Source organism: Microbacterium sp. 71-36 (assembly GCF_001898305.1).
GTDB lineage: Bacteria > Actinomycetota > Actinomycetes > Actinomycetales > Microbacteriaceae > Microbacterium.
Window position 1 is genome coordinate 1,550,235 of record NZ_MKTP01000001.1, and the last position, 22,305, is coordinate 1,572,539.

General features: G+C 71.2%; 17 protein-coding genes. 4 read left to right on the top strand and 13 right to left on the bottom strand.

Going from position 1 to position 22,305, the window contains the following annotated elements; translation table 11 throughout:
- Positions 1-83: 83 nt before the first annotated feature.
- The 5 genes from BGO45_RS07480 to BGO45_RS07500 are packed head-to-tail and all read right to left on the bottom strand — an operon-like array spanning position 84 to position 5,378.
- The gene (locus BGO45_RS07480; protein ID WP_292692283.1) at positions 84-1,244 is read right to left on the bottom strand and encodes a serine hydrolase; all 1,161 of its coding nucleotides are present in this window, start codon (positions 1,242-1,244) and stop codon (positions 84-86) included.
- A complete protein-coding gene (locus BGO45_RS07485) occupies positions 1,241-2,197 on the bottom strand; it encodes a glycosyl hydrolase family 32 (RefSeq protein WP_292692285.1) in 957 nt (318 codons plus the stop codon). Before BGO45_RS07485 ends, BGO45_RS07480 begins: the two co-directional genes overlap by 4 nt.
- A gap of 30 nt (positions 2,198-2,227) precedes the next feature.
- Positions 2,228-3,052 carry a carbohydrate ABC transporter permease gene (locus BGO45_RS07490; protein WP_292692287.1) on the bottom strand — a complete coding sequence of 275 codons (825 nt, stop codon included), beginning with the start codon at positions 3,050-3,052 and terminating at the stop codon, positions 2,228-2,230.
- Positions 3,049-4,020 carry a carbohydrate ABC transporter permease gene (locus BGO45_RS07495; RefSeq protein ID WP_292692289.1) on the bottom strand — a complete coding sequence of 324 codons (972 nt, stop codon included), beginning with the start codon at positions 4,018-4,020 and terminating at the stop codon, positions 3,049-3,051. Before BGO45_RS07495 ends, BGO45_RS07490 begins: the two co-directional genes overlap by 4 nt.
- Positions 4,020-5,378, bottom strand: coding sequence for an extracellular solute-binding protein (locus BGO45_RS07500; RefSeq protein WP_292692291.1), 1,359 nt, complete (start codon positions 5,376-5,378; stop codon positions 4,020-4,022). The genes BGO45_RS07495 and BGO45_RS07500 overlap by 1 nt, the downstream gene beginning before the upstream one ends.
- A 132-nt stretch (positions 5,379-5,510) precedes the next feature.
- Here BGO45_RS07500 and BGO45_RS07505 point away from each other — a divergent pair, with 132 nt between their 5' ends.
- A complete protein-coding gene (locus BGO45_RS07505) occupies positions 5,511-6,575 on the top strand; it encodes a LacI family DNA-binding transcriptional regulator (protein WP_292692293.1) in 1,065 nt (354 codons plus the stop codon).
- Positions 6,576-6,684: 109 nt separating this feature from the next.
- Here the strand turns inward: BGO45_RS07505 and BGO45_RS07510 are convergent, their stop codons facing one another.
- From BGO45_RS07510 to BGO45_RS07525, 4 genes are read right to left on the bottom strand one after another with little or no spacing between them, the layout of a single operon-like run.
- Positions 6,685-8,364, bottom strand: a complete 1,680-nt coding sequence (locus tag BGO45_RS07510; protein ID WP_292692295.1) for a glycoside hydrolase family 13 protein — start codon at positions 8,362-8,364, stop codon at positions 6,685-6,687.
- Positions 8,365-8,393: 29 nt separating this feature from the next.
- On the bottom strand, positions 8,394-9,305 hold the full coding sequence (locus tag BGO45_RS07515) for a carbohydrate ABC transporter permease (RefSeq protein WP_292692297.1): 912 nt from the start codon (positions 9,303-9,305) through the stop codon (positions 8,394-8,396).
- On the bottom strand, positions 9,302-10,216 hold the full coding sequence (locus BGO45_RS07520; RefSeq protein ID WP_076494907.1) for a carbohydrate ABC transporter permease: 915 nt from the start codon (positions 10,214-10,216) through the stop codon (positions 9,302-9,304). Before BGO45_RS07520 ends, BGO45_RS07515 begins: the two co-directional genes overlap by 4 nt.
- The gene (locus tag BGO45_RS07525; RefSeq protein ID WP_292692300.1) at positions 10,213-11,505 is read right to left on the bottom strand and encodes an ABC transporter substrate-binding protein; all 1,293 of its coding nucleotides are present in this window, start codon (positions 11,503-11,505) and stop codon (positions 10,213-10,215) included. The genes BGO45_RS07520 and BGO45_RS07525 overlap by 4 nt, the downstream gene beginning before the upstream one ends.
- Before the next feature lie 127 nt (positions 11,506-11,632).
- Here BGO45_RS07525 and BGO45_RS07530 point away from each other — a divergent pair, with 127 nt between their 5' ends.
- Both BGO45_RS07530 and BGO45_RS07535 read left to right on the top strand, forming a co-directional pair.
- Complete coding sequence (locus tag BGO45_RS07530; protein ID WP_292692302.1) at positions 11,633-12,862, top strand: ROK family protein; 1,230 nt, start codon at positions 11,633-11,635, stop codon at positions 12,860-12,862.
- A gap of 64 nt (positions 12,863-12,926) precedes the next feature.
- Positions 12,927-14,216, top strand: a complete 1,290-nt coding sequence (locus BGO45_RS07535) for an alpha-amylase family glycosyl hydrolase (protein WP_292692304.1) — start codon at positions 12,927-12,929, stop codon at positions 14,214-14,216.
- A 131-nt stretch (positions 14,217-14,347) separates the two neighbouring features.
- On the opposite strand, the gene BGO45_RS07540 is transcribed toward BGO45_RS07535, so the two are convergent.
- Both BGO45_RS07540 and BGO45_RS07545 read right to left on the bottom strand, forming a co-directional pair.
- Positions 14,348-14,998 carry a response regulator gene (locus tag BGO45_RS07540; RefSeq protein ID WP_076494899.1) on the bottom strand — a complete coding sequence of 217 codons (651 nt, stop codon included), beginning with the start codon at positions 14,996-14,998 and terminating at the stop codon, positions 14,348-14,350.
- Positions 14,995-16,650: an ATP-binding protein gene (locus BGO45_RS07545; protein ID WP_292692306.1), complete on the bottom strand. Its 1,656-nt coding sequence runs from the start codon at positions 16,648-16,650 to the stop codon at positions 14,995-14,997. Before BGO45_RS07545 ends, BGO45_RS07540 begins: the two co-directional genes overlap by 4 nt.
- Before the next feature lie 158 nt (positions 16,651-16,808).
- On the opposite strand from BGO45_RS07545, the gene BGO45_RS07550 reads away from it, so the two are divergent.
- The gene (locus BGO45_RS07550) at positions 16,809-18,335 is read left to right on the top strand and encodes a CitMHS family transporter (RefSeq protein WP_292692308.1); all 1,527 of its coding nucleotides are present in this window, start codon (positions 16,809-16,811) and stop codon (positions 18,333-18,335) included.
- 171 nt (positions 18,336-18,506) lie between these two features.
- Here the strand turns inward: BGO45_RS07550 and BGO45_RS07555 are convergent, their stop codons facing one another.
- Positions 18,507-20,555: a TIM-barrel domain-containing protein gene (locus BGO45_RS07555; RefSeq protein WP_298578261.1), complete on the bottom strand. Its 2,049-nt coding sequence runs from the start codon at positions 20,553-20,555 to the stop codon at positions 18,507-18,509.
- On the bottom strand, positions 20,555-22,294 hold the full coding sequence (locus tag BGO45_RS07560) for a glycogen debranching protein (RefSeq protein WP_292692312.1): 1,740 nt from the start codon (positions 22,292-22,294) through the stop codon (positions 20,555-20,557). The genes BGO45_RS07555 and BGO45_RS07560 overlap by 1 nt, the downstream gene beginning before the upstream one ends.
- Positions 22,295-22,305: the final 11 nt, after the last annotated feature.

Here is a 22,305-nt window from a genome sequence, read left to right on the forward strand (position 1 = left end):
CCCGGTCTCGAGTGTCCCGGACACGCGGACGGCGGCGCGTGGCATCCGCGTGTCCGGGACACTGAGCGCCACCGGCCGTCGGCTCAGCCCAGCGCCTCCCGCAGCGCCTCGATCACCCGGGTCGCGCGCGGGTCCTCGGACTCCATGCGGTTCGTCACGAACGCGAAGCCGACGCGGGAGTCGAGGTCGGCGAAGGCCACCTGACCTCCGGCGCCGTCGTGGCCGACGCTGCTCGGGCCGAGGTAGCGGCGGGCCTCGGAGTCCAGCTGCATCCCGGCTCCCCACCGCGGCCACGGCGCCGGGGCGTCGAACACCGGGGCGCCCTGCGTCCGGACCCGCCCCGCCTCCCGGACCGCTGCGTCGTCGAGCAGCCGCGTCCCCTCGGTGTCGGCCACGGTGGCCGACCACATCGCGGCGAGCGCGCGGGCCGTGCTGATCGCACCGGCCCCCGGGATCACCGCGGCGCGGACGTCGTCGGCGTTGAACCCGTCGTCCTCGGTCACGAGGGTGGGCGGCAGCGCACCGCCGAGCGTCATGGCCCGGTCGAGCCAGTCGACGCCGTGCGGGTCGCGCGCGGCGGCCTGAGCGGCGACACCCGCAGCGAGGGTCGGCCCCACCTCGAGATGGGCGACGGATGCCGCGATCTCGGGCGGCATCCCGAGCCAGGCTCCGCCGCCCACCGCCGCGGCCATCTCGCCGAAGGCGGCGGAGATCCCGACGCCGCCCGCGCGCCGCACAATCTCGCCCGAGATCCAGCCGTGCGTGAGCGCGTGATAGGCCCAGCCCTCCCCGGGGACCCACAGGGGCTTCTGTGCCGCGATGAGCGCGGACACCGCGTCGAAGTCGAGCAGTTGCGCGCGGCTGACGTCGACGCGGGGGGCGGAGACACCCGCACGGTGCGCGAGGGCGTCGCCGACGGTCACCGCATCCTTGCCGTGCACGCCGAACTCCGGCCACAGGTCCGCCAGCGGGCGGTCGTAGTCGAGTGAGCCGGATGCCACGAGCCGTGCCGCAAGGATCGACATGAGCCCCTTGGTGCACGAGAACACCACCGTCGGGGTGTCCCGCTCCCACGGGCGACCGTCACGGGAGTCGGCGACGCCACCCCACAGGTCCACGACCTCGCGTCCGTCGACGCGCACCGAGAGCGCACCACCCATGCCGGGGTGGCTGTCGAACGCCGCGCGGAAGGCGTCGGCGACGGGGGCGAATCCGGATGCCGCGAAGCCCTGCACCTCGGTCATCGGACGACCTCCGTCACCACGAGGCGGTCGCCGTCCCACCGCACCGGCAGCGGGTCGGAGAGGGTGCCGACGAACGCCCCGTCGGCGGCCACGTTCTCGAAGGCCAGCAGCACCGGACGGCCGTCGGCGTCCTCCGCGATACGCCCGCTGTACAGGTTCTCGGGCGCCACGAGGGTCGCCCGGCCGACGTCGTACGGGCCGCGCGGGTCGTCGAGGGCCACGGCCCAGATGCCTCCGCGCTCGCCCGCCCGGTGCCCGGCGAGGTGCGCGGAGTCGCAGGAGAACACCAGCGCCCACCGCCCCTCGACCTGCACGACCTGCGGAACCTCGAGGTGCGCGAACCCCGCACCCGGGGCGCTGCGCGGCGGGCGCACCTCCCACCGCACGAGGTCCGGCGACCACGCGTGGCCGATCACACCGCGGTCGCGGCCCGGGCCGTCGACGGCGCGCGCGGTGACGAGCATGTGCCACCCGTCGCCGTCGGGGTCGGCGAAGACCCAGGGGTCGCGCCATGCCTCCTCGTGCCACGTGCCGGCCGCGAGCGTCTCGTACCAGCGGGGGTCGGCGGCCACCACGACGGCGGTGTCCTTCGCCCACTCGGCGAGGTCGGTCGAGGTGGCGGCGAGGACGGTCTCGACGTTGGTGATCCGCCCCGGCTCGAGGAACCGCGAGCCCGTGTAGAACATCCGCCAGCCGGACACGGCCTCCACGATGCTGCCCGTCCAGGTGGCCGTGGCATCCGGAGCCTCTCCCCCGGCGGGCTCGAGCACCGTGCCGTGCACGGTCCACGAGCGCAGATCGCTCGAGGTCGCGTGCCCGACCGTGGCGTTGCGGTGACGCAGGTCGGGGTCGCCGAGACTCGTCGGCGCCTGCAGGAAGAGCATGTGGTGGGTGTCGCCGTCGCGGGCGAGCCAGAAGTCCCAGACCCAGTGGTCGGGCAGCGTGAACGTCATGATGTCCGTTTCGAAGAAGAGGTCGAGCGGTCAGCCCTTGACCGCGCCCTGGACCAGCGCACGGATGAACTGGCGCTGGAAGACGAGGAAGAGCAGGACGGCCGGCGTGATGATGATGAGGGCACCCGCGTTCAGCAGGGGGATGCTGAGCGAGTACTGGCCCTGGAAGAAGGTCAGCGCCCCCGCGACCGTGCGCTGCAGCGGGTCGGCGATGAGGACGACCGGGAGCAGGAACTGGTTCCACGTCCAGATGAACAGCAGGATCGCGAGCGCGGAGAGCGCCGGCGCCGCGAGCGGCAGTTGGATGCTGCGGAACTCGCGCCACAGCGATGCCCCGTCCACCCGCGCGGCCTCGGAGAGCTCGCGCGGGACGTTGATGAAGTGCGCGCGCATCCAGAAGACGCCGAACGGCATGTAGAGACCGATGAGGGGGAAGATCACCGCCCACGGGGTGTTCACGGTGCCCATCGACTGCGCCTGGTAGTACAGCGGGATGATCAGGGCCTCGAACGGGATCGTGAGGCCGAGCACGAAGAACACGAGCACCCCGCGGCCGAACCGGACCTGCAACGATCCGAGCGCGAACCCGGCGAGGGTCGCCGCGACGAGGCTCACCGGCACCACGCCGAGCACGATCACCAGGCTCGAGCCCATGAGCTGCCACACGTGTCCGGTCTCGAACGCCGTGGCGAAGTTGCCCCATTGCGGGTCGGTCGGCCAGGTCAGGCCCGTCGGGTTGCGGTCGGCGGGCTGCAGGGCGGCCGAGAACATGCTGATCAGGGGCAGCAGCGTCACGATCGCCGCGACGGCGAGGAGGACGGTTCCGAGCACGCGCTCGGTGCGGCTGGCGATCACGAGTCACTCGCTCTCGAGAGGCGTTGGATGGGGAGGACGACGACGAGCACCAGCACCATGAGCACGATGCCGAAGGCGGAGGCCAGGCCCACGTCGCTCTGGGTGAAGCCGATGCGGTAGATCGACAGGCCGGGCACGAGGGTCGCGCGACCGGGTCCGCCCTGCGTCGAGGTGTAGATGATGTCGAAGCTCGACAGGGCGGCGATGACGGTGACCGTCACGAGCACCGCGATCTCCTGCCGGAGCCCCGGCAGGGTGATGGTGAAGAACTCGCGCCACCAGCCGGCGCCGTCGAGCCGGATGGCCTCGTACAGCGAGACGTCGATCTTGCCGAGCCCGGTGAGCAGCAGCACGGTGCACAGCCCCGTGAGCACCCACGATCCGATGAGTCCGACCGCCGGCAGGGCGGTGCCGTAGTCGGCGAGCCACGGACGGGTGATCCAGCCGAGGCCGATCCAGCCGAGGATCTGGTTCACGGCACCGGTCTGCGCGTACATCCACGACCACGCGATACCGGCGGCGGCCAGCGGGATGATCTGGGGCAGGAACAGTACCGTCTGCGCGGTGGCCGCGAAGGCCTTGTACCGGATGCCACGGATCAGGGTCGCGAGGACAAGGCCGAGTCCCACGGGGATGATCGTGAAGAACGCGATGAGCACGAAGGCGTTGCGGATCGCGCCGAGCAGGTCGGAGTCGGTGAAGACGGTGAGGTAGTTGCCGAAACCCACCCACCGCGCCACCCCGATGCCGTTCCAGTCGTAGAACGAGTACTGCACCCCTTGGAACAGGGGCCAGATGACGAACCCGATGTAGAAGCCGAGGGCGGGGACGAGGAGCAACCATCCGGCGAGGGTCGCCCGCCGGGCCACTGCGCGTGCAGCGGCCCGGCGAACGGGTGCGGTCGTCGTCGCCGGGCCGGCGGCGTCTTCTCGGGGGGCCGCCGCGACGGCGACCGCACGATCGGTCATTACTTCCCGACCTCGCTCTCGTAGAACTTCTGCACGCGGTCGACGAAGTCCTGCCCGGTGATCTGGCTGGTCACCAGCAGCTGCGACTCGGGGATGATCGAGCCGGCGTAGATGCCGGCGGTCGTGTTGGCCATGAAGTCGACCTGACCGTTCTCGGAACCGATCTGCGCCGACATCTTCAGCGCGTTCTCGATGAGCGAGCCCGGCTGGACGGTCGGGAGCGCGAGGCTCGGGTCCCCACCGGGCGAGGCACCCGTGACGTCGACGATGATCTGGCGCGCGGTCGGGTCGGTGTGCACCCAGTTGAGGAAGTAGACGATCTCGTTGAGGTGCTTCGACTTCGCCGCGACCGAGAAGGAGTTGGCCGCACCCATGGCGACGTGGTTCGCCCCGGCCTCCGCCGGCGGCACCAGGAAGAAGCTCACGTTGTCGCCGAGCGCCTTCTGGTAGTTCGCGGCCTCCCAGTTGCCGTTGAAGGTGAACAGTCCTTCGCCCGCGGAGAAGCGGCTGGTGAAGGTGAAGTAGTCGATCGCGTTGATGTCGGACGGGAAGTACCCGGCATCCGCCCACTTGCGCACGAGTTCGGCGCCCTGGACGTTGCCCGGCTCGTTGAAGCTCGCGCCCGGCTCGTTGAACATCCACGACAGGAACTGGTCCTTGTCGACGTACTGGTTCATCGCGGCCTGCACGACGAAGTTGACCACGCCGTCCTTGTCGCCCGCCATGATCGGCAGGATGCCGGCGGCCTTGGCCTTGGCCATGTCGGCCTCGAGCTCGGCCAGCGTCTGCGGCGGGGCGGTGATGCCCAGCTGCGCGGCGAGGGTGTCGTTCATGTAGATGCCGGTGATGCTGTAGCCGAGGCCGAGCTGGTACAGCGATCCCGATCCGCGGATGCCGTCCTCGCTCATGCGCAGCGGCGCGAGCTGCGACGCGGGCCAGGCGTCCCAGCCGTACGCGTCGAAGTACGGGTCGAGGTTGGCCACGAGACCGTCGCGCACGGTGTCGCCGAGGGTGGGGAGGCGGATCAGGTCGGGCGGGGTGTCGCTGGCGAGGAGCTTGGGGGCGTTGGCCGTGAGGTTCTGGAACGTGTCGCGGGTGATGTTGAACGTCACGTTCGGGTGCTGCTTGGTGAACTCCTCGGTCAGCTTGTCGGTGACGGGGAATCCGGTCTCGTCGGCGATCGTGAGCTGCACCGGGTCGCTCGTCAGTTCGGTGCTGACGTCGGTGGCGGCGGCGGTCTGCGGTGCGGCGGCGCCGGGGGCGCAGCCGGCGAGCAGGGCGCCGGTGAGTCCGGCGATCGCCGCGAGGGCGAGGGGCGCGACGCGACGGCTTCGCGGGCGCGGGGTACGGGTGGACATGTCGACTCCTTCGTCAGTGCTGCGGGTACCCAGGATGCGGGCGTTTCGGGTGCGATCCTCCCTGCGGTACAGTGCTGAAAGGATTTAGCAGGGATATTTACGCAGACCGCTCCGCCCCTGTCAAGATTCGTTGTGAAGATCGTCACGACGGCACCGGAGCCGACGACCGAGGAGGTGGGCATGGTCAAACGCGTCACGCTGACGGATGTCGCACGTCTCGCCGGGCTCTCCCCCTCCGCGGCATCCATGATCCTCAACGGCCGACCCGACACGCGACTCTCGCGCGACGCCCACGACCGCGTGCTCGCCGCCGCCGCCGAACTGGGGTACCGCCCCAACGTGGCCGCGCGGGCCCTGCGCACCAGCACCTCGCACACGATCGGCTTCGTCTCCGACCTCGTCGCCACCACCCGCTTCGCCAGCGGCCTCATCAAGGGGGCGCTGGGCGCCGCCGAGGCCGCCGGTCACGTCGTGCTCGTCGCCGAGACGGGAGGCGAGCCCGAACGCGAGGCCGAGGCCGTGTCCGCGCTGCTCGACCGTCAGGTCGACGGCGTGATCTTCGCCTCGATGCGGGCGCGCGAGATCCTCGTGCCCCCGATCCCCTCGAGCGTCCGGGCGGTCATGCTCAACGCCACGAGCGAGGCGCACGGCTGCAGCGTCCTGCCCGACGAGGAGACCGGCGGACGCCGGGCGATCGAGCTGCTCCGGGATGCCGGCATCCGCGACGACATCCTGCTGCTCGGTTACGACGCCGAGGCCGAGCGCGACCTGTTCCGCTCGGCGACGGTCGCCGCGCGCGTGCGCGGCATCTACGACACCATGGCGCGCGAAGGGATGAGCTTCTCGCGCGAGGAGTCGATCTGGCTGTGGGAGCCCGACCACGGACACGAGGTCACGGCGCGGGTGCTGGCATCCGGGCCGCCCCCGCGCGCGATCGTGTGCCTCAACGACCGCCTCGCGTTCGGCGCCTCCCAGGCGCTCGGCGAAGCGGGACTTCGGGTGCCCGACGACGTCGCGCTGGTCTCGTTCGACAACGACGAGCTGGCCGCGTACCTCCGCCCGGGCCTGACGACGATCGGCCTCCCGCACGAGGCGATGGGCCGCCGCGCCGTCGAACTGCTCCTCGCCCCCGACGGCCCCCCTCCCGGCGAGCACCTGGTGGAGATGCCGGTGGTGGTCCGCGCGTCCCTGCCCTGACGCAGCCGTGCCCGGCGCCCCACCGAAACGCCGAGTGTCCAAGACACGCCGTATGCGCGCTGCGCGATGCGGCGTGTCTTGGACACTGAAGCGGGATGGATGCCGCGAGCTACACGCGCAGCCAGGCCGATGCCTCACCCGGCAACGCACCGTCGGCGACCGGCGCGCTCGCGAGCAGCACCTCGCCCGCGGGAAGCTGCACCGGCTCGGTGCCGAAGTTCGTCACGACCGTCCAGCCGTCGGGGCGGGCGAAGGCCACCACGTCATCGCGGCCGAGGTCGAGCCACTCCAGCTCCTCGGCGGTCTGCAGCTCGTGCCGGAGGTCGAGGGCCTGGCGGTACAGCGACAGCGTCGAGGCCGGGTCGCCGTCCTGGCGGTCGACCGCGTACGTCGTGAACCACTCCGGCTGCGGCAGGTGCGCGCCGCCCGCGCCGAAGCCGAACGCGGTGCCGGAAGCGCTCCACGGCAGCGGCACGCGGCATCCGTCCCGCCCGATGTCGACGCCGGGGCTGCGGAAGTAGGTCGGGTCCTGACGCGCGGCGTCGGGGATCTCGGCGACCTCGTGCAGTCCGAGCTCCTCCCCCTGGTACAGGTACGCCGAGCCGGGCAGGCCCAGCACGAACAGCGCGGCGGCGCGGGCGCGACGTCCGCCCCGCTCGGCGTCGAGCACCGGCGCGGTGCCGCCGGAGAGCAGCCACTCGTTGCCGTGCTTGAGCGTCGGCCGGCCGTCAGCCGCGCGCTCGGCGTCGGGGAGCCCGTAGCGCGTGGCGTGGCGCACGACGTCGTGGTTCGACAGCACCCACGTCGTCGATGAGCCGGACTGCGCGGCGAGCGCGAGGTTGTCGGCGACGATGCGGCGGAACTGCCCGGCGTCGAAGTCGGCCTCCAGCAGGTCGAAGTTGAACGACTGCCCCAGGCTCTCGATGCTCGCGTACAGCGGCACGCGCGAGGGGTGCACCCACGCCTCGGCGACGGCGGTGCGCGGCGGGTCGTAGGAGTTGAACACGGAGCGCCACTCGGCGTACACCTCGTGCACGTCGTCCCGGTCGAGGAGGGGGTGGGTGCCGTCCTGGGGCATCGCGGCGAGCTCGGCCGCCGAGGGCAGCGGCTCGCTGAGGTCCTTCGTCAGCATGTGCGCGACGTCGATGCGGAAGCCGTCGACCCCGCGGTCGCTCCAGAAGCGCAGCGTCTTCACGAAGTCGGCGCGCACCTCGGGGTTGGCCCAGTTCAGGTCGGGCTGGGACACGTCGAAGTTGTGGAAGTACCACTGCCCGTCCGCGACGCGCTCCCACGCGGGTCCGCCGAACACCGACTGCCAGTCCGTCGGCGGCTCCGCGCCGTCGGGGCCCGTGCCCTCGCGGAAGATGTATCGCTCACGCGCGGCGGAGCCGCGGCCGGCGGCGAGCGCCTCCTGGAACCAGGCGTGGTCGTTCGAGGTGTGGTTGGGCACGATGTCGACGACGACACGGATGCCATGGGCGTGCAGCTGCGCGATGAGCTCGTCCATGTCGGCGAGGGTCCCGAGCCGCGGGTCGACGTTGCGGTAGTCGGCGACGTCGTAGCCGCCGTCGGCGAGCGCCGAGGGGTAGAAGGGGCTGAGCCAGATGGCATCCACTCCCAGTTCGGCCAGGTACGGGACCCGCGAGGTGATGCCGGGGATGTCGCCGAGGCCGTCGCCGTTGCTGTCGGCGAAGCTGCGGGGATACACCTGGTACACCACGGCCTGACGCCACCAGTCGGGGGCGGCGGAGAGCTCACGGGCGTGCACGGACGGTGCGGCGGTGGTCACGAAGGATCCTTTCGAGGGGTGGGGGTCGGTCAGCCCTTGACGGCGCCCTGCGTGACGCCGGCCATCACCCATCGCTGGGTGAAGAGGTAGGCGACGATCGCGGGGGCCATGGCCATGAGGTAGGAGGCAAAGGCGACGTTGTAGTTGTTGCTGAACTGCGTCTGGAACAGGTTCTGCCGCACGGGGAGGGTCTGCAGGGCGGGATCGCTGATGATGAGCGACGGCATCATGAAGTCGTTCCACGCGTACAGGAAGGCGAAGATGCCGACCGTCGCGCTCATGGGCGCGAGCAGCGGGAAGATCAGTCGCCAGAACGTCTGCCAGGTCGTCGCCCCGTCGATGCGCGCGCTCTCCTCGAGTTCGAGCGGGATGGAGCGCAGGAACGCGGTGAACAGCAACACGCTGAAGCTCAGCTGGAACATCGTGGCGAGGATGATCACGCCGAACGGGTTGTCGAGACCGACGCGTCCGGTGAGCTGGATCTGCGGCAGCGCGACGACCGGGAACGGGATGAACATCGCCGCGAGCAGGTAGAAGAACGAGTACCGGAAGAGCTTGCGGTCCCAGTTGCGGGCGATGGCGTACGAGGCGAAGGCCGCCAGCACGATGGTCGCGGCGACCGTGCCCGCCGTGACGAGCAGCGAGATCGCGAGGCCCACGGGGAACTTCGTCAGCGTCCACGCCTGCACGAAACCGTCGAAGCTGATCGGCGACGGGAACGAGAAGGCGTTGCCGTCGACGACCTGCGCCCCGCTCTTGAGCGCCATCGTGATCGAGACGTACAGCGGCAGCAGCACCGTGACGGCGCACAGCACCAGGACGGTGGTCGCCGACCAGTTGATGCGCTCGGTGCCCACCCGCCGGATGCCGGAGCGTCGGCGCGAGGGGACGGAGAGTTCGGCCTGCTCGAAAGCGAGCGCCGGCTGGTTCACAGCGGTCATGAGAGGGTGTTCCTTCCCCGGGTGAGCGAGAGCTGGAGCAGCGAGATCGCGACGGCGACGAGGAAGAAGAGGGCCGCGTTGGCCATCTGATAGGCGTAGTCGCCGCCGTTGAAGCCGAGGATGATCGACATCGCGACGCTGCGGGTCGAGGTGCCGGGCCCACCGTTGGTGAGGCCGACGATGACGTCGTAGGCGTTGAGGAAGCCCTTGAAGCCCAGGATGACGTTGATGACGACGTAGCCGGCCACCAGCGGGAGGGTGATCCGCAGCAGCTGCTGCGTCTTGTTCGCGCCGTCCAGGCCCGCGGCCTCGTACACGTCGCCGGGCACCGACAGCAGCCCCGCGATGTAGATGAGGAGCGTGCCGGGGATCGCCTGCCACGCGGTCACGATCACGATCGCGACCCAGGCGAGGTCGGGGTTCGCCAGGAGCGAGGTCTCCAGCCACGGGATGCCGAGGGCGGTCCCGGCCTGCGGGAGGGAGTTGCTGAAGAGGAAGTTGAAGACGTAGGCGATGATGATGCCCGAGATCACCATCGGGATGACGAACACCGTGCGCAGCGCCTTCTTGAAGCGGATCTGCGCGGTGAGGCCCACGGCGAGCAGGAACGCGGCGATGTTGACGACGATGACCGTCGCGACCGAGAACCCGAAGGTGAACAGGTACGCCTGCAGGATCGCCGGGTCGCTGAAGAGCGCGATGTAGTTGGTCAGCCCGACGAAGTTCCACTGCCCGAGACCGATGGAGTCGGTGAAGCTGAAGAAGATGCCGACGAGGCCGGGCACCGTGATCGCGAGGGTGAACAGCGCGAGCGTCGGAAGCAGGAACAGGTAGTAGATCGGTTCGACGCGACGGCTGCTGCGCCGGGCGGCCGCCTTCCCGCCGGTGACGATGGTGGTCGTGGTGGTCATCGCGCGACTCCTTCGGCGGCGGACTCGGTGGTGGACGCGGCGGGCTGCCGGAACGCCAGCCGCGACCAGTCCTGATCCAGGGTGTTCAGGGTGCCCTCGGTCGAGGCCCCGAGGATCATGGCCTGCGCGTAGCTGAAGACGGGGATGGTCTTGGGCACGAGCACCGAGGCGCCCTGGTAGATGCGCCCCTCGTCGTAGTAGGGGATCATCCCGGCCACGCGCGGGTCGCTGGGGGCGGGCGCGTCCGTGGTGGGTGCGAACCCGAGCTGCGACTCGTTGTAGGCCTCGATGATCCGCGGCTGGTAGAGGTACTCGAGGAAGTCGCGCGCGGCATCCTGATGTCTCGAGCCCTCGGGGATCATGGCCGCGAGGTCCATGTTGACGCGCACCGCGAGGTCGTTCGGGTCGTCGGTCATGGGAAGCGGGAAGGTGCCCACCGGCAGGTCGGGCGAGGTCTTGGCGATCTCGCCGAGCGCCCACGGCCCCTGCAGGTACATCGCGGCCTGCCCTTGCGCGAACGCGAGGTTGCCGTCGCCGTAGCCGCGGCTCGCGGCATCCGGGTTGGTGTAGGTCGACGACAGCTCGGTCATGCGCTGCATCGGCTCGGCGAAGTCCTTCTGGAACGACACCCCCGAGTCGGGGCCGACCGCGTCACCCTCGGCGGCGAGGCCGTCGAAGAAGTCGACGACGTTCAGCGACCCGCCCACGGCGTAGTCGTACCAGCCCTGGCCGATGGTCCAGTCGTCTTTGAAGGTGCCGTAGAACGGCGTGATGCCGTTCGCCTTCAGCGTCTCGGCGGTCTGGAGCAGCTCGTCCCAGGTCGTCGGGACCGACAGACCCAGCTGGTCGAAGATCTGCTTGTTGTAGATCACCGACGACGCCATGACGGAGTACGGCAGGGCGCTCGTGCGCCCTGCGCACGAACCGTACTGGTTCATGAGGGGCTGCAGGTCCTCGCGCACGGTGCCGGCGGCGGTCGTTCCGGACAGGTCCGTGAGCGCGCAACGCTGGACGAACCGCGCGACCTCGTAGTTGTAGTTCGCGAGCATGATGTCGGGCGGGTTGCCGCGGACGAAGCTCGCCGACACGACGTCGACGCCCGAGGCATCCATCTCCACCCGCACCTTGTCCTGGGAGGCGTTGTACTCGTCGACCACCTGGTTCATGAACGCGAGGGCCTCGCGTTTGCTGAACGTGAAGCGGATCGTCTCGCGCCCGTCTGCGGAGCACCCGGCGAGCATCGCCGCCCCCATGGCCGTCACCGCCAGCGCCGCGACCGTTCGTCGCATCGTCGCCGTCTTTCTCGACACGTGTTGTCCTCGCATCCTTGCGATCTTGAATCAGAGATTAAATCTACTCGCCAAATCAATCCGGTGAGGGCAGTATTGCATCAGACACGAGAGGGGTCAAGATCCGATGACGGATGCCACACCCTCGGTGCCCTCGCTCCGCCGCCACAGCCTCGATGCCGTGCTCGCCTACGCGTGGGACGCCGAGGTCTTCACCGCGAGCGACGTCATGGCGGCCGTCGCGCTGACCCGCTCGACGACGATCGACGTGCTCGACGAACTCGTCGCCCGGGGACTGCTCGAGGAGCTGCCGAACGCCCGGGCCGTGGGCGAGTACTCCAAGGGGCGCCCGGCACGCCGCTTCGCCCTCCGCGCCGACGCGGGGCTCGTCGTCGGCGTGGATGCCGGTCGCGGACACGTCACCGCGACGGTGGCCGACCTGCGCGGCGTTCCGGTCGCGACCTCGCGCCTGTCCATCGACCCGGAGCGCGACTCCCCCGAGCGCCGCCGGCGGGCGGCCGAGAAGGTCGTCGACGCCACCCTGAAGCGGGCGCGCGCGTCGCGCGAGGATCTCGTCGCGGTGTGCGTGGGGGTGCCCGCCCCCGTCGACCGCGCCGGGCGCTCCCCGATCCACCACGACGGCTTCTGGCAGCGCATGAACCCCGACTTCGTCGACGCGTTCGCCCCGTGGGCGCCGGTCGTCCGCGTCGAGAACGACGCGTCGCTCGCGGCCGTCGCGGAGCACGCACAGGGCGCCGCGGTCGACTACGACGACTTCGTGGCGCTCCTGGCCGGCGAACGGTTCGGCGCCGGGCTCTGGCTCGACGGCCGCCTGCTCCGCGGCGCGCACGGCGGCGCCGGCGAGACGGTCGCGTTCGACCGGGTCGAGGGTGTCGGCAGCGCCTACGGTCTCGCGCCGCGGTGCGTCGAAGCCGCACGGGCGGCGATCACCGCGGGCACCCTGCCCGCCGGGAGCGCCCTGGCCGACGTACCGGTGGACGGCCTGGATGCCAAGACGGTCCTCGACCTCGCCGCCACCCGCGACCCGGGGGCGCTGGCCGTCGCGGCCGAGGTCGGGACGCAGCTGGCGGTCGTCGCGGGGCTCCTCGGCAGCCTGTTCGACGTGCGGCGCGTGGTGATCTCCGGGGCGATCGCGGCCGGGGCCGGCCCGATCATCGCCGCGGCGACCGAGGCCCTTCCCGACGCACTGCACCTTCCGCCGCCCGAGATCGTGGCGTCGCCGCTCGGCGCGGACATCGTGTCGATCGGCGCCGTCGCCGCCGCGATCGAGCGCACGCGCGCACGCGCGATCGACCTCGCGCCCTTCGCCCTGCCCGACGAGCGCGCCCGGGCGTAACTCCTCGCGCGTGAGGGGTCAATATCCGTCGCAGGGCGGAACCTCGGCGGATAGCCTCGGGGTCATGCCCGACTGGCCCGCGCACGTCTTCTGGTGGCACCTGTACCCGCTGGGGTTCGTCGGTGCTCCCATCCGCGACGACGTCGACCCGGACGCGGAACCGGCGCACCGCCTCGAGCGCATCGAGCCGTGGCTCGACCACGTCATCGAGCTCGGCCTGAACGGTCTCCTGCTGGGGCCGATCTTCGCGTCCGAGACCCACGGGTACGACACCGTCGATCACTTCCGCGTCGACCCGCGGCTGGGCAGCGACGCCGACCTCGACCGTTTGCTCGCAGCGTCCCGGGAGCGTGGCATCCGAGTGCTTCTCGACGGCGTCTTCAATCACGTGGGGCGCGGGCATCCCGCGTTCCAGGCGGTGCTCGCGGGCGGCGACGCGACGCTGTTCCGCGGAGGGTGGGTCGACGACCGGTTCGAGCCCGAGGTGTTCGAGGGGCACGGCGCCCTCGTCGCGCTCGACCACTCCTCCGACGCGACGGCCGACCTCGTGATCGACGTCATGTGCCACTGGCTCGAGCGCGGAATCGACGGGTGGAGACTGGATGCCGCCTACGCGGTGCCGCCGGAATTCTGGGCGAGGGTGCTCCCGCGCGTCCGCGAGCGGTTCCCCGAGGCGTGGTTCCTCGGCGAGGTGATCCACGGCGACGGCGCAGCGATCGTGCAGGCGTCGACGATGGATTCGCTGACGCAGTACGAGCTGTGGCAGGGCATCTGGCACGGCATCGCCGACGGCAACTTCTTCGAGCTGAGCCACGCGATCGAACGGCACGACGAGCTGCTCGCGACCTACGCTCCGCAGACGTTCGTCGGCAACCACGACGTCACGCGGATCGCTTCGGCCGTGGGACGCGAGGTCGTCCCGCACGCCCTCGCGGTGCTGTTCACGGTGGGCGGCACGCCGTCGGTCTACGCCGGCGACGAGTTCGGCTGGACCGCGGTGAAGGAGGAGCGCGAGGGCGGCGACGACGCGGTGCGGCCGGAGTTCCCGGCGACACCGGCGGAGGTCACCGGCGTGGACGAGCGCATCCTCGACGCGCATCGCGCGCTCATCGCGCTGCGCCGACGGCATCCGTGGCTGTGGCGCGCCCGCACCGACGTGGTCGAGGTCACGAACACCACCCTCGTGCTGCGCACGGCCGTGGATGCCGAAGCGGTGATCGTCGCGCTGAACCTGGGCGACTCACCCGCGTCGCTCCCGGCCGCCGACGCCGCGACCGTGTCTGTCGGCGACGCGACGCTCCAGGGGACACAGGTCGAGCTCCCGCCCCGCGGCTGGGCGGTTCTCGAGCGCTGACCCCTCGTCCCACTTATGGCAATGCGTGGTCCACAAACGGCCGCTCGAAGCCCCGCCAACCAGCAACAAGTGGGACATGGGACCGGTGACCACCACGCGGGGGCCGGGGAGGGATGCCGGCTCCCGGCGACTCAGCCGCCGACCCGGAAACGGTGCTCGGGGCGGCCGGTCGAGCCGTAGCGGAGGCCCACCGTGACCAGGCCGCGCTCGGCCAGCGCCGTCAGGTGGCGCTGCGCGGTCGCGCGGGAGACACCGATGCGCTCCGCGACCTCGGACGCCGACGCCTCATCGTCCCCGAGCGCCGCGAGAACCGTCTGCTCGGTCGCCGACCGGGCGAGCGACGCACCGTCCCGCTCCCCTCGCATGACCGCGGCGGCGCGGTCGACGTCGTCCTGGGTCAGCGGCCGCGACGACGCGAGCAGATTGCGGTAGCGCGCGTACCGGTCGAGGCGTTCGGCCAGGACGCGGGTGTCGAACGGCTTCACGAGGAAGGCCAGCGCCCCGGCCGTGAACGCCCGCCGCACGGTCGCGGCATCCGTCGCCGCCGACAGCACGAAGGCGTCGAGACCGACCGAACGGACGAGTTCGATCCCGTCGCCGTCGGGCAGGTAGACGTCGGCGAGCACGAGGTCGGGGGCGTGCGCGGCGATCGCCGCCCGCGCGTCCCCGACCGTCCGCGCGGGTTCCAGGGCCGTGAAGCCGGGGCGCGCATCGACGGCGTCACGATGCAGCCCCGCCACACGGAAGTCGTCATCGACGACGAGGACGCGGATTTCGGTCATCTCTCCCCCTCGGTCGCGGGTCGCGGCGAACGCGCGGCCCCCTCGGCGCCGGTGTGCAGCGCGCCCGGCAGCCGAGCGGCGACCACCGCGCCGTGCCCGGACCCGCCGGCATCCACGATCCATACGTCGCCGCCGCGCCGCCGGGCGAACTCGCGCGAGAGCGGCAGCCCCACCCCGAGACCGTGCACCGCGGCGAGATCGTCGGGGCGCTCGCGCGGAGCGAAGGCCGCGTCGACGTCGGCGATGCCGCCGCCGGTGTCGGCCACCGTGAGCACGAGGTCGGCGCCGTCGCCGAGGACGGCGACCTCGACCGCGCGGGGCTCGCCCCCGGATGCCGCCGCCGAGACGGCGTTGTCGACCAGGTTGCCGAGCACGGCGACGACGTCCTCCACGTCGGCGACGGTGGCGGGAAGCCACGTCTCGTCCGCGACCCGGAGGGTCACCCCGCGCTCCCGCGCGGACAGTCCCTTCGCCCCGAGGAACGACCGCAGCATCGCGTCGCCGACGAGATCGAGCCCCGGCACGGCCCAGTCGACCGACCCGCGGTCCACCAGATCGGCGAGGAACGCGCGCGCCTCCGCTGTGCGCCCGGCGTCGAGCAGGCCGACGGCGGCGTGCACGCGATTGGCGTTCTCGTGGCGCTGCACCCGCAGCGCGTCGCCGAGCGCCCGCACACTGTCGAGACGGTCCGACAGCGCGAGGACGTCGGTGCGATCGCGGAGCACCGCGACGCGGCCGAGCGCGCGCGTCCCGCGCCGGACGGGCCGGACGTCGACGAAGACGACGCGTTCGCCGATCGGCATCCCGTTCGGAGCCCCGGACCCGGCGAGCACGGCGGCCACCGCGGGCGGGAGTCCCAGTTCGTCCAGGCGGCGCCCGACCGCGCCCGACACCCCGAGGAGCGTCTCGGCCGTCGTCGTGCAGACCCGCACGACGCCGGCGTCGTCGATCGCGACGACGCCCTCGTCGGCGCTCTCCAGCACGGCGGTCTGCGTCTGCACGAGGGCGACGAGCTCCTCGGGCTGCAGCCCGAGCGTGAGGCGTTCGAGACGCCGCCGGGTGAGCAGCGCCACCGCGACACCGAGCCCCACCGCCACGAGCACCGCGATGCCGATGCCGACCAGGAGGGCGGGCAGGTCGTCGAACACGCTCGCGCGCTCGAACCCCACGCTCACCTCTCCCACGGGGTCGCCTCCCCCGGGCGGATAGACCGGCACCTTGGCGCGCGCCGACTCTCCCAGCGTGCCTGTCTCCCACGTGACGACCTCGCGCCCGGCGAGCGCATCGGCGAAGCTCGTGCTCACCACCTCCCCGAGACGGTCCGGATCCGGATGGGCGAGGCGGATGCCGTGATCGTCGGTGATCACCACGAACAGCCCCTCGGTCCGCGCGGTGACGTCGGAGGCGTAGCGCTCGAGCGTCCCACCGCGCAGCGTCGTGGCATCCGGGGTTCCGGGGTCGGCGGAGTAGGCGGCGACGAGCTCGCGGACCTCGGGCGCCTCGGCGACCGACCGGGCGATGTTGAGGGCGGACGAGTCGGCTTCGGCGCGGAGCTGCTGGATGCCGAGCCACGCGAACACCGCGGTGCACACGGCCACCACGGCCACCATCGTGGCGATCTGGACGAGCAGAGTCCGGGTGGCGAACCGCATGGCACCTCCTCGGGCCGGTGTGCGCGAAATGCGCAGAACACACGCTACGCGCACAACGCCGGTCAATGCGAGCAAGCGCGCGCGACCGGGGGCCGCGTCCGTAGGTTCAGCGGATCGACGGCGCGCGGTGCGCCGGCATCCACGACGAAGGAGTCGCGATGACCCCCCTGATCCTTGCGGCCGAAGCCGCCGAGTACCCGGTGGCCTACACACCCGCCGACGGGGTGCTCGTGGCCCTCGGCTTCCTGATGGTGCTGTCGTTCATGGCCCTCATCATGACGCGACGCCTGACCCCGATGGTCGCGCTCATCGTCGTCCCGACGATCTTCGGCCTGATCGCCGGCGCAGGCTTCGGTCTCGGCGACATGGTGATCGACGCGATCGGCAAGATGGCGCCGACCGCGGCCCTGCTGCTCTTCGCGATCATGTACTTCGGCATCATGATCGACGTCGGCCTGTTCGATCCGCTGATCCGCGTGATCACGCGCTTCCTGGGTGACGACCCGGCCAAGATCGTGCTCGGTACGGCGATCCTCGCCGGTGCGGTGTCGCTCGACGGCGACGGATCGACGACCTTCATCATCACGACCTCCGCGATGCTGCCGCTCTACCTGCGCCTGGGGATGAGCCCCGTGGTCCTCACGTGCGTCGCGGGCCTGATGAACGGCACGCTGAACATCGTGCCCTGGGGCGGTCCCACGGTCCGTGCAGCCACGGCCCTCGGCCTGCAGCCGACCGACGTCTTCGTTCCGATGGTCCCCTCGCTGCTCGCCGGTCTCGTCGTCGCTCTCGCGTTCGCCTGGTTCCTGGGCCTCTCGGAGCGCAAGCGCCTCGCGGGCTCGGTGGACACCTCGAAGCTCGACGGCGCCACCGGGTTCGGCCGGCTCGGCGCACCGAAGATGTTCCGCGGCGCGGAGTCCAAGCCCGGCGCGGTCGCGTCGCTGCGCACCGGCAACGTCGTGACGGTCCGCGGCGGGCGCGGCGCCGTCGCCGCCCCCGAGCTCGTCGTCGCGGCCGACACCGCCATGGCCGACACCATGCTCGACCCGAACCGCGCGACGCTCCGCCCGAAGCTCATCTGGTTCAACCTGGCGCTCACCGTCGCCGTGATGGTGCTGCTGGTGATGGACGTCTTCCCGCTCGCGTTCGTGTTCATGGTCGGCGCGGCGCTGGCCCTGATCGTGAACTTCCCGAAGCTGCGCGGACAGGCCGACGAGATCGTCGCCCACGCCCCGAGCATCGTCGGCGTCGTCTCGATGGTGCTGGCCGCCGGCGTGCTGGTGGGCGTCCTGAACGGCACCGGCATGGTCACCGCGATGGCCGCGTGGATCACGCAGGTGATCCCCTCCTCGATGGGCCCGTTCCTCGCGGTCATCACCGGCGTGCTGTCGATACCGTTCACGTTCTTCATGTCGAACGACGCGTTCTACTTCGGCATCCTGCCGGTCCTCGCCGAGAGCGCGGCGAACTACGGCATCGCCCCGGTCGAGATGGCCCGCGCATCGATCACCGGTCAGCCCGTGCACCTGCAGAGCCCGCTGGTGCCCGCGATCCTGCTGCTCGTCTCGCTCGCCGGAGTGAACCTCGGCGACCACCACAAGAAGGTGCTGTGGCGGGCGACGATCGTCTCGCTCGTGATGCTCGCCGTCGGCGTGCTCGTGGGTGCGGTGCCGCTCCTCGGCTGAGGCGCCGCCGCCACCCCCGCGTCATAAACGCGATTCACGCCCAGAAACGCGCTCTCCCCGCGTTTCTGGGCGTGGATCGCGTTTATCGGTGTCGGCTGAACCCACGTCGGCAGCGCACCCCCGCGGCACCGCCCCGCGCGGCCACGCGGCAGCGCCTCCGCGGCCACGCGGTCACGCGATGCCGAGCGCCGTCCGCACCGCCGCGACCACCTCGGCCTGCGCGCCGTCGCGGACGAACACCGGGATCCGCTCCAGCGGGGCGTCGACCTCGATCTCCCCGCCGCCGGCGAACACGGTCCCGCTCCACAGATCGGTCCACGCCGCCCCCGCAGGCAGCACCACACGCCGCGAGCGCGCGCCGGCCTCCATCACGGGCGCGACGAGCAGGTCGGGGCCGAAGAGGTACTGGTCCTTCACGTCCCACGTCCGCGCATCGTCGGGGAACCCGTGGAACAGCCCGCGCAGCACGGGCTGCCCGTTCTCGTGCGCGTCGCGCATCACGTCGCGGACGTACGGTCGCAGCGCCTCCCGCGCGAAGAGGTAGCGCTCGAGCACCGGCGTGACGGCCTCGCCGAAGCTCCACACCTCGTTCGGTCCGCCCGAGGGCGAACGTCGCGTCCCGTCGGCGGCGGTGACCGCGGTCGTGGGCAGACGGTCGCCGTGCAGCCGCATCACGGGACAGAACGCCCCGAACTGGAACCACCGCACCAGCAGTTCGCGGAACCCCTCGTCATCCGGGTCGCCGTGGTGGAAGCCGCCGATGTCGGTCGTGAACCACGGGATGCCGGCGACACCCATGTGGATGCCGGCGGTGACCTGCGCGCGCAGCGCGGCGAACGTCGAGGCGATGTCCCCCGACCAGACCAGGGCGCCGTAGCGCTGGCTGCCGGCCCAGGCCGTCCGCAGAAGGTTCACGACGTCGATCTCGCCGTCGCCCCACTGCCCCTCGGCGAAGGCGCGGGCGTAGTGCTGCGGGTAGAGGTTGCCGACCTTCAGCACCGATCCGAGGTGATACCGGTAGTTGTCGTAGTCGTAGAGGCCGTACTCGGGTTCGGCTTCGTCGAGCCAGAAGGTGCGGATGCCGTGCACCCCGTAGTTCGCGCGGATGCGGTCCCACACGAAGGCGCGGGCGCGGGGGTTGGTGGCATCCAGGAAGGCGCTCGGCCCCTCGAACGACATGTGCACGTCGAGCCCGCGTTCGGCGCGGACGAGGAGGTTCTCCTTCTTCATGCGGGCGTAGTTCTCGGACTCCAGCGACACCTGCGGCCACACCGACACCATGAGCTCGACCCCGAGCGAATCCAGCTCGCGCACCATCGCCGTCGGGTCGGGCCAGAACTCGTCCTCGAAGCGGAGGTCGCCCATCTTCGGCCAGTGGAAGAAGTCCGCCACGATGACGTCGAGCGGGAGCCCCCGCCGCTTGTGCTCGCGGGCCACCTCCAGCAGCTCCTCCTGCGAGGAGTAGCGCAGCTTGCACTGCCAGAAGCCGAGTCCGCGTTCCGGCATCATCGGCGTGTGCCCCGTGGCATCCGCGTACGCGCGGACGATGGCGCTCGGCGACCCGGCCGCGGTCACCCAGTAGTCGAACTGGTCGGTCGCCTCGGCCGACCACTGCGTGCCGTTGGCCGCGAAGGTGGCCCGTCCGATCGCGGGGTTGTGCCAGAGGAACCCGTAGCCGCGGCTGGACATCACGAACGGCACGCTCGACTGGGAGTTGCGGTGGGCGAGTTCGAACGTGCAGCCCTTCAGGTCGAGCACGTCCTGCTGGTACTGCCCCATTCCGAACAGGCGTTCGTCGGGATCGTGGTCGAACGACGCCGTCAGACGCACCTCGCCGCCGGGGACGGGGCGATGCTCGCGCGCGACGAGCGCGAGGGATCCGCCGGCGTCGCGTTCCTGGAACAGCAGGGTGCCGTCGGCGTCGAAGAAGCCGAGATGGCAGTGGTTGCGGTCGTACCCGGTCTGCAGCTGCACGGCGCTGGACGAGGTCGCGACCACTCGCAGACGCCCGATGGCGAGCGTCGCCGTGTCACCGTCGACGGCGACGTCGGCCACGACGGACGGCGGCGGCGGGAGGAGCGCCCAGTCGTGATCGAGCACGTCCTGCATCAGACGCGCGCGCACGCGCACGCTGTCGGCGCCCCAGGGCTCGATCACGACGGTCTCCCCGTCGCCGCGCCAGATCAGCCGTCGCCCGTCGACGACGAAGGGGGCGTCGATCACGCGGATGCCTCGGACGCGGGGCCGCTCCCCGTTCGGCGGAGGAGATGCTCGTGGGCGAAGACCAGGTAGACGCTCGCCGTCCACGTGTACGCGCGGTCGCGCAGGCCCGCGCCGCTGAGCGCATCGAAGTTCTCCGCGAAGCCGGATCGCTCGCACAGCGCCCGGAAGCGCTCGTTGACGACATCGGCGAGCGCGGTCCGTCCACCGCGACGCAGGCCCTCCTCGATGAGCATGGTCGAGGGCGCCCAGATCGGCCCGCGCCAGTACCCGTCGCTCTCGTACTCGGCGGAGCCGACGAGCTGCGTCGCCGGCCCCCACGGGGTGAGATGGGCCGCGATCCGATCCGCCAGCCCGTCGACCACCTCGTCCGGCAGCCGGTCGGACGCGAGCACGGGGAGCAGGGTGAGCAGGCTGGACCGCGTGCTGACGCGACCGCTCAGCGGCGCCACGGCGAAGAATCCGTCCTCGTCGTGCAGTTCGCGCAGCAGCGCCGCCCGGAGCCGTTCGCCCTCCGCCCGCCAGCCCGCGGCCTCGTCGATGTCGAGCTCGTCGGCGAGGTCGGCCAGCACGTCGAGCTGCACCGCGAGGAAGGCCGCCAGGTCGGGCGCCTCGATCACGCGATCGCGGTCGAAGGCGGTGGAATTGTCCCAACCGCTGTCGTTGCCGTGCTGGTAGTGCGGCAGCGCGCGCCCCGGCGCGGTGCGGTGCTCGAGCCAGAACCGCGACCAGCGCGAGAGCCGCTCGTAGATCGCGCGGAGCTCCTCCTCGGTCGCCGCCCGCGGCATCCGTTCGCGCAGCTTCGCCAGCGCCCACCCGTGGATCGGCGGCTTGACGTAGTTGTACAGCACTTCCGAGTGGGTGATCGAGTCGGGCATCGCGCCCGCGGCATCCTGGTGATCGAAGGGCGCGAGGAACTGATCGAGGGCGGAATCGGGCAGCCCGGGGGCGAGCGCGAGCGCGTTGAAGGTGTGGTCCCAGCTCCACACCTTGTCCATCCAGTGCTTCGACATGAGCACCGACTCGCGGTGCACGAATCCGGCCGGCGCCACGGTCGCCGACCACAGCACGTAGGCCGCGAGCGCGACCGCGGGGGTCTCGTCGGTGCGCCACGCGGCGATCGCGTCGAGGTACTCGGTGAACTCGCCGGCGACCCGGTCGCGCACCTCGCCGAACGCTTCCCGCGGCACGTACGACGGGGCCGCGGAGGTGATCTCCTCGATCGCGACCTCCCACTCCTCCCCGCTCAGGGTGAGCGATCGGATGCCATGCCCGAGAGCCTCGGCACCGGTGACCGCGAGTCGGCCCGTGAGCACCGTCACCCGGTAGCGGCGTCCCGTCTCGTAGGACGTGAAGACGTGGGAGCCGTCGAGGGGATCCTGGTACAGGTACGACCCGGTGAACGGCGTCAGTTCGGCGACGGCATCCTCGATCGTGAAATCGCCGCCGCCGGCGATCCGCACGGCCTCGTCGGACTCGAACACCGCGGCCGCCACGGCCTCCCCGTCGACGTGCCACGTCACCCAGGACGCGTCCGCACGGACGACGGCATCCACTCTCTTCCCGCCCCGGGTCGGGACGAGGCGCAGCACCGCGTGCATGCCGTTGACGTGCGAGACGAGGTGGACGTCGTCGGCGTGACGATGCAGACCGACGACGGGCGAGAGGTCGAGCCAGGATCCGCGTCGACTGAAGGGGATCTCGCGCACGTCGAACGACGGGAGGGAGGGTACGGACACGAAAGGGCCTT